The organism is Serratia rubidaea, from assembly GCF_016026735.1.
Classification (GTDB): Bacteria; Pseudomonadota; Gammaproteobacteria; order Enterobacterales; family Enterobacteriaceae; genus Serratia_B; species Serratia_B rubidaea.
This window is the reverse complement of sequence record NZ_CP065640.1, coordinates 2481122-2494395: the sequence shown is the minus strand read 5'-3', so window position 1 is coordinate 2494395 and position 13274 is coordinate 2481122. Positions and strand designations below refer to the sequence as shown.

At 61.2% G+C, this 13274-nt stretch carries 14 protein-coding genes; 7 read left to right on the top strand and 7 right to left on the bottom strand.

Features of this window, described 5'->3' with window-relative positions; translation table 11 throughout:
• Positions 1–107: 107 nt before the first annotated feature.
• A complete protein-coding gene (gene dpaA, locus I6G83_RS11555; RefSeq protein ID WP_054306525.1) occupies positions 108–905 on the top strand; it encodes a peptidoglycan meso-diaminopimelic acid protein amidase in 798 nt (265 codons plus the stop codon).
• Here dpaA and I6G83_RS11550 read toward each other — a convergent pair.
• A complete protein-coding gene (locus I6G83_RS11550) occupies positions 876–1643 on the bottom strand; it encodes a class II glutamine amidotransferase (protein WP_054306524.1) in 768 nt (255 codons plus the stop codon). The genes dpaA and I6G83_RS11550 overlap by 30 nt on opposite strands.
• A gap of 77 nt (positions 1644–1720) precedes the next feature.
• The gene (gene lpcA / locus I6G83_RS11545; protein WP_054306523.1) at positions 1721–2302 is read right to left on the bottom strand and encodes a D-sedoheptulose 7-phosphate isomerase; all 582 of its coding nucleotides are present in this window, start codon (positions 2300–2302) and stop codon (positions 1721–1723) included.
• 247 nt (positions 2303–2549) lie between these two features.
• Between lpcA and fadE the strand changes: the two genes are divergently transcribed.
• Positions 2550–5006, top strand: coding sequence for an acyl-CoA dehydrogenase FadE (gene fadE / locus I6G83_RS11540; RefSeq protein WP_054306522.1), 2457 nt, complete (start codon positions 2550–2552; stop codon positions 5004–5006).
• A gap of 62 nt (positions 5007–5068) precedes the next feature.
• Here fadE and mtnK read toward each other — a convergent pair whose 3' ends face one another.
• Complete coding sequence (gene mtnK, locus I6G83_RS11535) at positions 5069–6268, bottom strand: S-methyl-5-thioribose kinase (RefSeq protein ID WP_054306521.1); 1200 nt, start codon at positions 6266–6268, stop codon at positions 5069–5071.
• A gap of 139 nt (positions 6269–6407) precedes the next feature.
• Here mtnK and mtnA point away from each other — a divergent pair, with 139 nt between their 5' ends.
• Positions 6408–7436 carry an S-methyl-5-thioribose-1-phosphate isomerase gene (gene mtnA / locus I6G83_RS11530; RefSeq protein WP_062779215.1) on the top strand — a complete coding sequence of 343 codons (1029 nt, stop codon included), beginning with the start codon at positions 6408–6410 and terminating at the stop codon, positions 7434–7436.
• Positions 7437–7485: 49 nt separating this feature from the next.
• Here the strand turns inward: mtnA and I6G83_RS11525 are convergent, their stop codons facing one another.
• Genes I6G83_RS11525 through I6G83_RS11515 form a run of 3 tightly spaced genes read right to left on the bottom strand, consistent with a single transcriptional unit; the run spans position 7486 to position 9325 of the window.
• Positions 7486–8028, bottom strand: coding sequence for a 1,2-dihydroxy-3-keto-5-methylthiopentene dioxygenase (locus I6G83_RS11525; RefSeq protein WP_015671079.1), 543 nt, complete (start codon positions 8026–8028; stop codon positions 7486–7488).
• Positions 8028–8714 carry an acireductone synthase gene (mtnC, locus tag I6G83_RS11520; RefSeq protein ID WP_054305336.1) on the bottom strand — a complete coding sequence of 229 codons (687 nt, stop codon included), beginning with the start codon at positions 8712–8714 and terminating at the stop codon, positions 8028–8030. The genes I6G83_RS11525 and mtnC overlap by 1 nt, the downstream gene beginning before the upstream one ends.
• Complete coding sequence (locus tag I6G83_RS11515) at positions 8711–9325, bottom strand: methylthioribulose 1-phosphate dehydratase (protein WP_054305337.1); 615 nt, start codon at positions 9323–9325, stop codon at positions 8711–8713. The genes mtnC and I6G83_RS11515 overlap by 4 nt, the downstream gene beginning before the upstream one ends.
• A gap of 134 nt (positions 9326–9459) precedes the next feature.
• Between I6G83_RS11515 and I6G83_RS11510 the strand changes: the two genes are divergently transcribed.
• The 4 genes from I6G83_RS11510 to I6G83_RS11495 all read left to right on the top strand — a co-directional run bounded on the left by I6G83_RS11510 (position 9460) and on the right by I6G83_RS11495 (position 12000).
• The gene (locus tag I6G83_RS11510) at positions 9460–10620 is read left to right on the top strand and encodes a pyridoxal phosphate-dependent aminotransferase (protein WP_054305338.1); all 1161 of its coding nucleotides are present in this window, start codon (positions 9460–9462) and stop codon (positions 10618–10620) included.
• Complete coding sequence (locus tag I6G83_RS11505) at positions 10608–11381, top strand: amidohydrolase (protein ID WP_054305339.1); 774 nt, start codon at positions 10608–10610, stop codon at positions 11379–11381. Before I6G83_RS11510 ends, I6G83_RS11505 begins: the two co-directional genes overlap by 13 nt.
• Positions 11382–11464: 83 nt before the next feature.
• Positions 11465–11716 (top strand): type II toxin-antitoxin system Phd/YefM family antitoxin, encoded by a 252-nt coding sequence (locus I6G83_RS11500; RefSeq protein ID WP_054305340.1) that lies wholly within the window; start codon positions 11465–11467, stop codon positions 11714–11716.
• Positions 11713–12000 (top strand): type II toxin-antitoxin system RelE family toxin, encoded by a 288-nt coding sequence (locus tag I6G83_RS11495; RefSeq protein ID WP_054305341.1) that lies wholly within the window; start codon positions 11713–11715, stop codon positions 11998–12000. Before I6G83_RS11500 ends, I6G83_RS11495 begins: the two co-directional genes overlap by 4 nt.
• A 387-nt stretch (positions 12001–12387) precedes the next feature.
• Here I6G83_RS11495 and I6G83_RS11490 read toward each other — a convergent pair whose 3' ends face one another.
• On the bottom strand, positions 12388–13266 hold the full coding sequence (locus I6G83_RS11490) for a siderophore-interacting protein (protein ID WP_054307424.1): 879 nt from the start codon (positions 13264–13266) through the stop codon (positions 12388–12390).
• Positions 13267–13274: the final 8 nt, after the last annotated feature.

The following is a 13274-nucleotide window of genomic DNA, read 5'->3' as shown; positions in this document are numbered from 1 at the left end:
GCCGCATATCGGTTCCGCAGCAGGCAACGGCCCGCGGCGGGGGCGCAACGGGATGGCCGGCACGGGAATGGCGCGACGTTATGACGGGGTATAGCAGGAATAATTGAATGAGCAGAATCGCGCTGTTATTTGCGATGCTGGTTTCTATGCCGATGATCACGGCCTGCAGCGCCAGCGAGCAGGTACCTGAAGCACCGGTTGTTAAACAGCAATTAATGGGTTCGCCGGTTTATATCCAGATATTTAAAGAAGAGCGGACGTTAGAACTTTACGCCAAGATGGGCAATGAGTTCCGTCTGGTGAATAGTTTTCCGATCTGCAACTATTCCGGCGGACTGGGTCCGAAACGCGTTCAGGGCGACTTTAAAAGTCCCGAGGGCTTTTACAGCGTCGACGTACGCCATCTGAAACCCGATAGCCGCTATTATCGGGCGATTAACATCGGCTTCCCGAATGAATACGATCGCGCGCAGGGCTATTCCGGCGCCTATCTGATGATCCACGGCGAATGTAAATCCATCGGCTGTTACGCCATGACCAACGGCTATATGGATGAAATCTATCGCTATGTAGAGGCGGCGTTCAACAACGGCCAGCGCTTGGTGGATATCAGCATCTATCCGTTCCGCATGACCGAGCAGAATATGATTCGCCACCGCTCATCGGTCTACGCCAGCTTCTGGCGTCAGCTGAAGCCGGGCTACGACTACTTTGCCAAAAACCACCAGCCGCCGACCGTGCACGTCGCCAACGGCCAGTATGTGCTGGGCCAGCCGCTGATGAGCGGCGGGCAGTCGAATACGCTGTTCGCCTCAACGACGCAGCCGGCAACCGGCACCAGCACCGGCGCGCAGTCCAGCAACCCGTTCAGCCAGTCACAGCAGCCGCTCACCGTAGTGAAATAAGGCAAACTCGCCTGGCGCAATCTTGTGCCAGGTTTCATTGCCGGTCAGCGGCTGGGTGGCAATCACCGTGACCACGTCGTTGGGCGTGGTCTGCTGCTGAAAATCAATTTCCACGTCCTGATCGAGCAGCGTCGCCTTGCCAAACGGCGCGCGACGCGTGATCCAGTACAGGTTGGTCGAGCAGAACGCCATCACGTACTGGCCGTCCGACAGCAGCATATTGAACACGCCCTTACTGCGCAGCTGCTGCGCCAGCAGTGCGATATAGCGAAACACCGCCGGCCACTGCCCCGGCGTACGCGGGTATTTCAGCGACAATTGATGCAGCAGCCAGCAGAACGCATATTCGCTGTCGGTCTGGCCGACCGGACGGAAGGTGCCGGTCTCCAGGCCGCGGTAGCCTTTCAACTGACCGTTGTGCGCATAGGTCCAGTTGCGTCCCCACAGCTCGCGGGTAAACGGGTGGGTATTTTCCAGCGCCACCTCGCCGCGGTTGGCCTGGCGGATATGCGAGATCACCGCGCAGGACTTGATCGGATAGTCCTGCACCAGACGAGCGATCGGTGAATTGAAGCTGGGCTGCGGATCTTTAAAGGTGCGGCAGCCGTTGCCTTCATAGAAGGTGATGCCCCAACCGTCTTTATGCGGCCCGGTGCGGCCGCCGCGCTGCACCAGGCCGGTAAAACTGAAACAGATATCGGTCGGCACATTCGCGCTCATCCCGAGCAGTTCACACATCGAAAACCACTCCTTCATAGTGGGCGCCGCGCGCCCCTACATCATGAATACGGGGGACGCGTGGCCCCCGTAGGCCCTTAAGCCTTAACCATCTCTTTTTCGATCAGCTGAATCAAGATATGAATCGCTTTAATGTGGATTTCCTGAATGCGGTCAGCGTAGCCGAAGTGCGGCACACGGATTTCCACATCGGCGGAGCCGGCCATTTTACCGCCGTCTTTGCCGGTCAGGGTGATCACTTTCATCCCTTGGGCGCGCGCCGCTTCAATCGCCTTGATGATGTTGCCGGAGTTGCCGGAGGTAGAGATGCCCAGCAGCACGTCGCCTTCACGTCCCACCGCTTCCACGTAGCGGGAGAACACGTAGTCGTAGCCAAAGTCGTTGCTGACGCAGGACAGGTGGCTGACGTCGGAAATAGCAATCGCCGGGTAGCCCGGACGGTTCTCGCGGTAGCGGCCGGTCAGCTCTTCGGCGAAATGCATCGCGTCGCAGTGCGAACCGCCGTTGCCGCAGGAGATCACCTTGCCGCCGGCTTTAAAGGAATCGGCCAGCAAAACGGCGGCGCGCTGAATGGCGTCGATGTTGGCGTCATCGCTGATAAATTTCGCCAGCGTATCCGCCGCTTCATTCAGTTCACTGCGAATCAGGTCGTGGTACATGAGATAGCCTCTTTTTATCGTCAATCTTCCGCCTTGCAGTGTAACGGATCGGGGAAAAACCGAGAAGCACTGCGCGCTAAACAGCGCATCGGTTGAGGACGTCCCGCGTTTTTTGACCTTTGGTGCTGTCAGTTTGTGACCTGAGTTGTAATTAAAGTGTAAATGCATTGATAAAAACAATCGCCTGAACTAAAACCAATCTATACACCAAACAGGTCAGACCTCTTACGACTTAGGAGCTGTAATCATGATGGTTCTTAGCATTGTTGTTTTACTGGCGCTTATCAGCGTGCTGTTTTACCACCGGGTAAGCCTGATGCTCAGCTGCCTGCTGCTGCTGGCCTATACCGCCGTCATGGGCGCCATCGGCCTGTGGAGTTTCTGGATGCTGCTGCCGCTGGCCGTAATCCTGCTGCCGCTGAACGTCACCTCGCTGCGCCGCGGCTGGCTGTCCGCGCCGGCGTTAAAAGCGTTCCGCAAAGTGATGCCGCCGATGTCCACCACCGAGAAAGAGGCGATCGACGCCGGCACCACCTGGTGGGAAGGCGACCTGTTCCGCGGCGCGCCGGACTGGAACAAACTGCACAACTACCCGCAACCGCAGCTGAGCGCCGAAGAGCAGGCGTTTATCGACGGCCCGGTGGAAGAAGCCTGCCGGATGGCCAACGACTTCCAGATCACCCATGAGCTGGCCGATCTGCCGCCGGAGCTGTGGGCATACCTGAAAGAGCACCGCTTCTTCGCCATGATCATCAAAAAAGAGTTCGGCGGGCTGGAGTTCTCGCCGTACGCTCAGGCGCGCGTACTGCAGAAACTGGCGGGCGTCTCCGGCATTCTGGCGATCACCGTCGGCGTACCGAACTCCCTCGGCCCGGGCGAACTGCTGCAACACTACGGCACCGAAGAGCAGAAAAACCGCTACCTGCCGGGCCTGGCGCGCGGCGAAGAGATCCCGTGCTTTGCGCTGACCAGCCCTGAGGCCGGCTCCGACGCCGGCGCCATCCCGGACGTTGGCACCGTGTGCATGGGCGAGTGGCAAGGCGAACAGGTGCTGGGCATGCGCCTGACCTGGAACAAGCGCTATATCACGCTGGCGCCGGTAGCCACCGTGCTCGGCCTGGCGTTCAAACTGTACGACCCGAATCACCTGCTGAGCGACAACGAAGCGCCGGGCATCACCTGCGCGCTGATCCCGACCAGCACGCCGGGCGTGGAAATCGGCAACCGCCACTTCCCGCTGAATATTCCGTTCCAGAACGGCCCGACGCGCGGCACCGACGTCTTCGTGCCGATCGACTACATTATCGGCGGGCCGAAAATGGCCGGTCAGGGCTGGCGCATGCTGGTTGAATGCCTGTCGGTCGGCCGCGGCATCACGCTGCCTTCCAACTCTACCGGCAGCGTGAAATCGCTGGCGCTGGGCATCGGCGCCTACGCCCATATCCGCCGTCAGTTCAAGATCGCCATCGGCAAGATGGAGGGGATCGAAGAGCCGCTGGCGCGCATCGCCGGCAACACCTATGTGATGGACGCCGCCGCCTCGCTGATTACCTATGCGCTGGTGCAGGGCGAAAAACCGGCGGTGCTGTCCGCTATCGTCAAGTATCACTGCACCCACCGCGGCCAGCAGTCAACGATTGACGCCATGGATATCGCCGGCGGCAAGGGCATTATGCTGGGCGAGTCCAACTTCCTGGCCCGCGCCTACCAGGGCGCGCCGATCGCCATTACCGTGGAAGGGGCCAATATCCTGACCCGCACCATGATGATCTTCGGTCAGGGGGCGATCCGCTGCCATCCTTACGTGCTGCAGGAAATGGCGGCGGCGCAGAACAACGATCTGGCCGGCTTCGACCAGGCGCTGTTCGGCCACCTCGGCCACGTCGGCAGCAACAAGGTGCGCAGCTTCTGGCTCGGCCTGACCAACGGCCGCACCAGCTTCTCGCCGACCAAAGACGCCACCCGCCGCTACTACCAGCAGCTGAACCGCCTGAGCGCCAACCTGGCGCTGCTGTCGGACGTTTCCATGGGCGTGCTGGGCGGCGACCTGAAGCGTCGCGAGCGGATCTCCGCCCGTTTGGGGGATATCCTCAGCCAGATGTACCTGGCCTCCGCCACGCTGAAGCGCTTTGAAGACGAAGGACGTCAGAAAGACGATCTGCCGCTGGTGCACTGGGGCGTGCAGGACTGTCTGCATCAGGCCGAACAGGCGCTGGACGATCTGCTGCGCAACTTCCCGAACCGCTTTATCGCCGGAGCGCTGCGGCTGGTGATCCTGCCGTTCGGCCGCGTGCACCAGGCGCCGTCCGATCGTCTGGATCATCAGTTGGCGAAGATCCTGCAGCAGCCTTCCGCCACCCGCAGCCGTCTGGGGCGCGGCCAGTACCTGACCGCCAGCGCGCATAACCCAATCGGCCTGCTGGAAGAGGCGTTGGAGGATGTGATTGCCGCCGAGCCGATTCACGCCCGCCTGTGTAAAGAAGCCGGCAAGAGCCTGCCGTTCACCCGGCTGGATCGTCTGGCGCAGCGCGCGCTGGAAGAAGGCAAAATCAGCGATGACGAAGCGCGCATCCTGACCAAGGCCGAAGAGAGCCGTCTGCGTTCCATCAACGTCGATGACTTCGCGCCGGAAGCGCTGGCGGCGCAGCAGCCGGAAAAGCCGCAGCCGCAGGAGAAACGCCGCCAGCATACTGAAGCGGCGTAAGCGTACTCTTCCTGAGAAAAAGGGGCGATCTTCGCCCCTTTGTTATTCCTGCCGCCGTTCCCTTAACTGTACTGGCGAATGCGCGCCAGCAGTTCATCGACGTTGGTTATCGGCGGCGCGTTAACGATCAGCGCCCGGCCCAGACTCAGCGCATTACGCTGACACTCCGCGCGCATCTCGGCATCCTCTATCGCATCCAGATCGGCGACGTGCGCCAGACCGATGGTGCGGCGAATCAGCTCGGTGCCGCAATAGCCCACCGCGTCCTGCCAGACCTGCTGCAGGAACTGCTCGGCATAGCCGGAGGCCGCCAGCGCGGCGTCTGCGGTTTTTTGCTGGCACAGCGCCAAAAAGCGATCGGCAAAAATCAGCCACAGCTCACGCACGTCCTGCAGCCGCTGTTCGCGGCCGGCGGCGGCGTCGCGCGGGCCAAGCAGCCCCGGCAGCCCGCAGTAGTTCAGCAGCAGGTTGCCCAGCGCGGTGCCCATGTCAAAGCCCATCGGCCCGTAGAAGCCGAACTCAGCGTCGATCGCCTTCAGCCGCCCTTCGGCGACAAATATCGACCCGCTGTGAATGTCGCCGTGCAATAACGCTTCGGCTTTGCTGAGAAAGCGGTGCTTCAGCCCGGCGACCGCCAGCTTCAGCGTGGCGTCGTGGCGCAGTTCGCGCACCAGCGGCAACAGCGCCTCATCAAACTGGTTGCGCTCGTGGTCGCAGTAAGGATCGCTGAAAAACAGGTCTTCAGTGATCTGGCACAGCTCAGGATTGGTAAAGCGGCTGACCTGCGCCTTTTTCTGCTGCGCGTCCTGGTAAAAATCAGAGGTGTGGAACAGCGTCTGCGCCAGATACTCCGCCAGCTGACCGACCGCCAGCGGATAATAATGCCCGGCGATCAGCGCCTGGCGCCAGATTTGGTGGTCGGAGAGATCTTCCTGCACCATCACCGCCAGTTCCGCATCATGATGCACTACGCGCGCGGTATGGCGCGGGCAGAACTCGCCGTGGGTCAGCAGCGTTTCCGCCTCGATGCGCGCCCGGTCGAGCGTCAGCGGCCAGGACTCGCCGACGCAGCGCACGTACGGCAGCGCCTGCTTGACGATAAGCCGGCTGACGCCTTCCCGATCGCGGATTTTAAACACCAGGTTCAGGTTGCCGTCGCCAATCTCCTCGGCGCTGACCAGCGTGTGCGGATCGGCCAGCTGTCCGAACTGGCGGGCGTATTCAACGGCATCGGCTGCCGTAAAGGTACGGTAAAGCGACATCTCAACCCCTCTGGTATCACTGACAAACAGGATCTTGTTTTTTTAGACGTAAAGGCATTTGGACATCTATACATCCGAAATTCATGTTGGCAGAATAGCGTTACAGATGCAATACGCTCGTAACAAGGATTTAACTGCTATGCGCCCTCTTAACACCACCAGTCTGACACTGCGCGACAACCGGCTGTGGATCCTCGATCAGCAGGCGTTGCCCCAGGAAAAACGCTGGCTGGCCAGCGACAGCGTCGAACAGCTCGTCGGCCATATCCACGCCCTGCGCGTACGCGGCGCGCCGCTGATCGGGCTGTCCGCCAGCCTGCTGCTGGCCCTGCTGGCCGAGCGCGGCCTGCCCCACGACGACGTGCTGCAGGCGCTGGGCACGCTGCGGGCGGCGCGGCCGACCGCCGTTAACCTGATGAATAATTTGGATCGTATCAAGCTGGCGCTGACGCAGCCCGACTGGCGCGCGGCGGTGGCCGAAGAAGCCTGGCGGCTGGTGGAAGAAGATCGCGCCCTGTGCGATCGCATCGCCGACCACGGCGCGGCGCTGGTCGCCCCCGGCAGCCGCCTGCTGACCCACTGCAACACCGGCGGGCTGGCGACCGCCGGCATCGGTACGGCGATTGGCGTTCTGCTGCGCGCCCACCAGCAGGGGAAAGTGGCGCAGGTATGGGTGGATGAAACCCGCCCGCTGCTGCAGGGCGGCCGCCTGACCGCCTGGGAGCTGGGCGAACTGCAGATTCCCTACCGGCTGATCTGCGATTCAATGGCCGCCAGCCTGATGGCGCAGGGCCAGGTTGATGCGGTGTGGGTCGGCGCCGACCGCATCGCCGCCAACGGCGACGTCGCCAACAAGATCGGCACCTACAGCCTGGCGGTGCTGGCGCATTACCACCGCATTCCGTTTTACGTCGCCGCGCCGCACACCACGCACGATCCGGCCTGCGCCGACGGCGCCGCCATTCCGATTGAGCAGCGCGCCGCCGAGGAGGTCACCGGCGTCAGCGGCAGCTTCGGTCAGTGCCGCTGGGCGCCGGATGACGCCGAAGTGTATAACCCGGCGTTCGACGTAACGCCGGCGGCGCTGATTAGCGGCTGGGTGCTGGACAGCGGCGTGATTACGCCGCAGCAGGTTGAGGCAGGGATGTTCCGGCGTACGCTGGGGTAACGGGGAAACGGGGAAACGGGGCCGCCGGCCCCGTTGATAACGCGGCGTCCTAATCCAGACGCGGAAATGCGCCGGCAATCGGGTCGCCGGTGAATTGCGCGATCCACCCTTCCGGGTTATCAAATACGCGGATGGCGGTAAAATGCGGCGCGGCCCCCATATCAAACCAGTGCGGCGTGTGGGCCGGTACCGAGATCAGATCGTTTTTCTCACACAGGATCTGGTATACCCGCTGGTTCAGATGCAGGCAAAACAGCCCGGCGCCCTCCACAAAGAAGCGGACCTCATCTTCGCCGTGGGTATGCTCCGACAAAAACTTCTGCCGCAGCGCCTCGCGCTGCGGATGATCCGGACGCATGGCGATCACATCCCAGCTTTGGTAGCCCTTTTCCGCCACCAGCCGATCGATGGCATGCTGATAGGCGGCGATCACCGCCTCCGGCTGCGGATCATCCCCTAACTCACGGTCGGCCTGCCAGCGTTCAAAGCGCACGCCGACCTGCTCCAGCTGCCGGCGTATCTGTTCGCCGTCGCGGCTCTGCCACAGCGGCTGCTGCGGCTGTTCATCGCTATAAATAGTCAAGGCGCTCATCAGCAAAACTCCCCTAAGTCGATGCGATCAAAACGGTTAACCTGCGGGTGGCGGCTGTCCGGATCCTCCTCGCCGCGAATCAGCTGGCAACCGTGCCAGCCGGCGTCGCACGCCGCATCCAGCTCCTGGCGGATATCGGACAGGAACAGCAGCTCCGACGGCGCCAGCCCGATGTCCGCGGCAATATTGCGGTAGGACCCCACCTCACGCTTGGCGCCGACGCGGGTATCAAAGTAGCCGCTGAACAACGGCTGCAGATCGCCGGCTTCGCTGTAGCCGAACAGCAGTTTCTGCGCTTCGACCGAGCCGGAGGAGTATACATACAGCCCGATGCCCTGCCGCTGCCACGCCGCCAGCTGTTCCGCCACCTCCGGATAGAGATGACCGCGAAAATCGCCGTTGTGATAGCCGCTGCGCCAGACGATGCCCTGCAGCGCCTTCAGCGCGGTGGACTTGCGATCTTCATCCATAAAACGGTACAGCGTGGCGATCAGCTGCTCGTCGTCGGCCTGCGGCTGGGCGATTTCAACCCGCAGCGCCGCCAGCGCGGCGGCCACTTCGTCACGATCCGCATGGCGGCGCACATAATCGGCCAGATGCCGGCGGGCATAGGGAAACAGCACCTGATGCACAAAGCGGATATCGCTGGTGGTGCCTTCAATATCGGTAACAATCGCGCGAATCATTGCGCCTCCAGTAAACGACGTTGCAGCTCACACTGGAATAAAAACTCCAGCCCTTCAAGATGGCGGCGCGCTTCCTGCACTTGCCGCCCCCAGCAGTACAGACCGTGGCCGCGCACCAGAAAACCGTACGCCAGCGGCGTCCGTTCGGCATAGGCCGCCACCTGCGCCGCCAGCCGGGGAATATCCTGATCGTTGTCGAAAATCGGGATGCTCACCACGTCCTGATGGCTGCGCTGGCCGCTGAGGGATTTTTGCATTTCATAGCCCTGCAACCGCAGCGCGTCGCCCTGTTCCACCCGCGACAATACCGTGGCATTCACCGAATGGGTATGCAATACCGCGCTCACCTGCGGGTAGAGCCGGTACAGCAGCGTATGCAGGCCGGTCTCCGCCGACGGCGTACGTCCGTCCGGCGCATGGTTGCTGGCGATCTCCACCGGCAGAAAATCCTGCTGCCGCAGGCTGCCCTTATCTTTGCCTGATTCCGTCACCAGACAGTATTCATGATTCAGGCGCAGCGACATGTTGCCGCCGGTAGCCGGGCACCAGCCCTTGTCGCCAATCCAGTGACAAGCGGCCAGCAGCGCGCTGAGTTGCTCATTTTCGCTCATGGGTATCCCGCAGTAGAAAAAGCATGGTGACGCCGGCGACCCGCACAAATAGCCATCTAAACGTCTTGATTGCCAGATACTAGCATCGTGCTATATTGTCAGCAACATCAGCATAATGGGGCACCACATCGCTTATGACGCTTTCCGCACCGACTCCCGACAGTAAACTGCCCGCTCTCGGCACCACCATTTTCAGCCAGATGAGCGCGCTGGCGCAGCAGCATCAGGCCATCAACCTGTCGCAGGGCTTTCCCGACTTTGATGGCCCGGCCTATTTGAAACAGCGGCTGGCCTGGCACGTTGAGCAGGGTGCCAACCAGTACGCGCCGATGACCGGCGTCGCGCCGCTGCGCACGGCCATCGCCGATAAAACCGCCGAACTGTACGGCTGGCGCCCGGACGCCGAGGCGGAAGTGACCGTCACCGCCGGCGCCACCGAAGCGCTGTTCGCCGCCATCAGCGCGCTGGTGCGGCCGGGGGATGAGGTAATCAGCTTCGACCCCAGCTACGACAGCTACGCCCCGGCGGTGCAACTGTGCGGCGGGGTGATGAAACGCATCGCCCTGCAGCCGCCGGCGTTTAACGTCGACTGGCAACAGTTCCGCGAGCAGCTGTCGCCGCGCACCCGGCTGGTGATCGTCAATACGCCGCACAACCCGTCCGCCACCGTCTGGCAGGCCGAGGATCTGCAGCAGCTGTGGCAGGCCATCGCCGGGCAGGAGATCTATGTACTCAGCGATGAGGTGTACGAGCACATCTGCTTTGCCGATGACGGCCACGCCAGCGTACTGGCCCACCCTCAACTGCGCCAGCGGGCTATCGCCGTCTCTTCCTTCGGCAAAACCTTTCATATGACCGGTTGGAAAGTGGGTTACTGCGTCGCCCCGGCCGCGCTGAGCGCCGAAGTGCGCAAGGTGCACCAGTATCTGACCTTTGCGGTCAATACCCCGGCCCAGCTGGCGCTGGCGGATATGCTGCGCGCCGAGCCGGAGCACTGGCGACAGCTGCCGGTCTTTTATCGCGCCAAGCGCGACCGCTTTGTGCAGGCGTTAAGCCGCAGCCGGCTGGAAATTCTGCCCTGTGCAGGTACATACTTCTTACTGGCGGATTACAGCGCCGTGTCGGATTTGGACGACGTGGCGTTTTGCCGCTGGTTAACGGAGCAGGCTGGCGTGGCGGCGATCCCGCTGTCGGTGTTCTGCGCCGATCCTTTCCCTCATAAATTGATCCGGCTATGTTTCGCCAAACAGGATGACACGCTGGATGCGGCTGCGGAGCGGTTATGTCGACTTTAAAAATTACCCTGTTGCAGCAACCGCTGGCATGGCGCGACGGGCAGGCCAACCTGCAGCACTTTGACCGGCTGCTGGCCGATATTCACGGCCGCGATCTGATCGTGCTGCCGGAGATGTTCACCACCGGCTTTGCGATGGACGCTGGCGCCAGCGCGCTGCCTGAACGTAAGGTGGTTAACTGGCTGCTCGGCTGGGCGATCAAAACCAACGCGGCCATTGCCGGCAGCGTGGCGCTGCAAACCGACAAGGCGGCGGTGAACCGTTTTCTGCTGGTAGAGCCGGGCGGCACGGTGCACGCATATGATAAACGCCACCTGTTCCGCATGGCCGGCGAGCACCAGCACTATCAGGCCGGCAAACGACGGGAAATCTTTGAGTGGCGCGGCTGGCGGATTTTGCCGCAGATCTGTTACGACCTGCGCTTCCCGGTGTGGTCGCGCTGTCAGCAGGATTATGATCTGGCGCTGTACGTCGCCAACTGGCCGGCAGCGCGCAGCCAGCACTGGCAGACGCTGCTGGCGGCGCGCGCCATTGAAAACCAGGCCTATGTCGCCGGCTGCAACCGGGTCGGCGAAGACGGCAACGGGCTGAGCTACAGCGGCGACAGCCTGATTATCAGCCCGCAGGGGGAAACGCTGGCCAGCGCCGAGTCCGGCGCGGCCGCCCGGCTGGACGCCGACCTGTCGCTGGAGAACCTGCAGCTCTACCATACCGCCTTCCCCGCCTGGCGCGATGCCGACGATTTTCTGCGCCACGATTAGCGCCCCGGCCACAACAAGACCTGTTAACAGGTCTTGTTGTGTGTATAATATGACCAGTTAAAGCGGTCATATGCGGAGGCAACGTGCCAAATATCATTCTGAGCGATACCAGCGCCAGCATCAGCGAACTGAAGAAAAACCCCATGGGGACGGTCAACGCCGGCGAAGGGTATCCGGTCGCCATCCTCAACCGTAATCAGCCCGCATTCTATTGCGTACCGGCAGCCCTGTACGAGCAAATGCTTGACGTGCTGGATGAGCAGGAACTGGTCAGGCTGGTCAATGAGCGTCGCAACGAAGCACTGATTGACGTCGATCTGGACCAGTTTACATGACCTACAAGGTCAAATTCCGCGAGTCTGCGCTGAAAGAGTGGAACAGGCTGGATAAAGCGCTACAGCAACAGTTTGCCAAGAAGCTGAAGAAATGCTGTGAAAATCCCCATATCCCCGCGGCGAAACTACGTGGCATGCCGGGGTGTTACAAAATCAAGCTGCGGGCCTCTGGATTTCGGTTGGTCTATGAAGTGATCGACGATTGTTTGGTGATAGCCGTCGTTGCCGTCGGTAAGCGGGAGCGAGGCAGCGTTTACCAATTAAGCAGCGAACGTCTGAAGTAAACGCCGCCAGCGATAATCTTCCCCACCAACAAGCCAACAAGCCAACAAGCCAACAAGCCAACAAGCCAACAAGCCAACAAGCCAACAAGCCAACAAGCCAACAAGCCAACAAGCCAACAAGCCAACAAGCCAACAAGCCAACAAGCCAACAAGCCAACAAGCCAACAAGCCAACAAGCCAACAAGCCAACAAGCCAACAAATTATTAGCTTAATAAGTCAATGGCAACATAAGCTTAAGCTCAGATACAAATAAGTTAATAGTTTATTAAGTTAATGGCACCAGATATAAATAAGGCCGATAACCCTATGTGTTATCAGCCTTATTCGCTTTTATAGCATTATTAAAATAATTACTTGTTAAGTTAATATCGCGCTTGTTTACGACGTTAGCACCAGTAAGCCATAAAGTTGACCGTGGAGCGATCCAGATCGCACTCGCCGATCAGATAGCGGCGCAGCGATTTCACCGTCGAGGATTCAGCGGCGACCCAGGCATAAAAGCTGCAGGCGCCCTCCGCCCTTTCCCACAGCACGTCGCCGCCCAGGCTGTTTTCCGCCAGCGACTGCGCCTCGGCGCGCGCCGAATCGGGAATGGTCACCCGACGGCGCACCGACTCCAGCAACAATGTGCCGTGCAGCTGCTGCGGCCCGACGTCGCGCGGCAGCCAGAACACCTCGGCAAACGGAAACTGCGCCACGCTGACGCAGTCGCCGGCCACTGGCACTTCAAAAAAGGCCTGCACCCGCGGCGGATTGTCCTGCTGCGCCAGCTGTTCGAGGATCCCCATCGCCGCCGGCAGCGCGGTTTCATCGGCAATCAGCAGCGCCTGGCGCATCTGCGCCGGCGGCGCCCATTCATAGCCGCCGCTGTCGCCGGCAAAATCGGCGTTGGGCGCCACGATCTGAATGGCGTCCCCCGGCTGCGCGTGCGTCGCCCAGGCCGAGGCCGGGCCGCCGTCGCCGTGCAGCACAAACTCAACGTCCATCTCCTGACGTTCGCGGCGCAGCGCGCGCAGGGTATAGGTGCGCATCACCGGCCGCTGCGCCTTCGGTATCGCCATATAGTCGCGATACCAATCATCGCCGTTCACCAACGGCGAAGCCTGCCCTTCCGCGCTCGGAAACAGCAGCTTGATACGCTGGTCCGGCGCTTCCAGCTTCATGCGGCTCACCTGCGGCCCGCTGAAAACACAACGCACCAGCGACGGGGAAATCTGGCGTTTTTCAATTAACTGCACATCAAAAATGCGATAGCTCGCGGACATCTGACTGC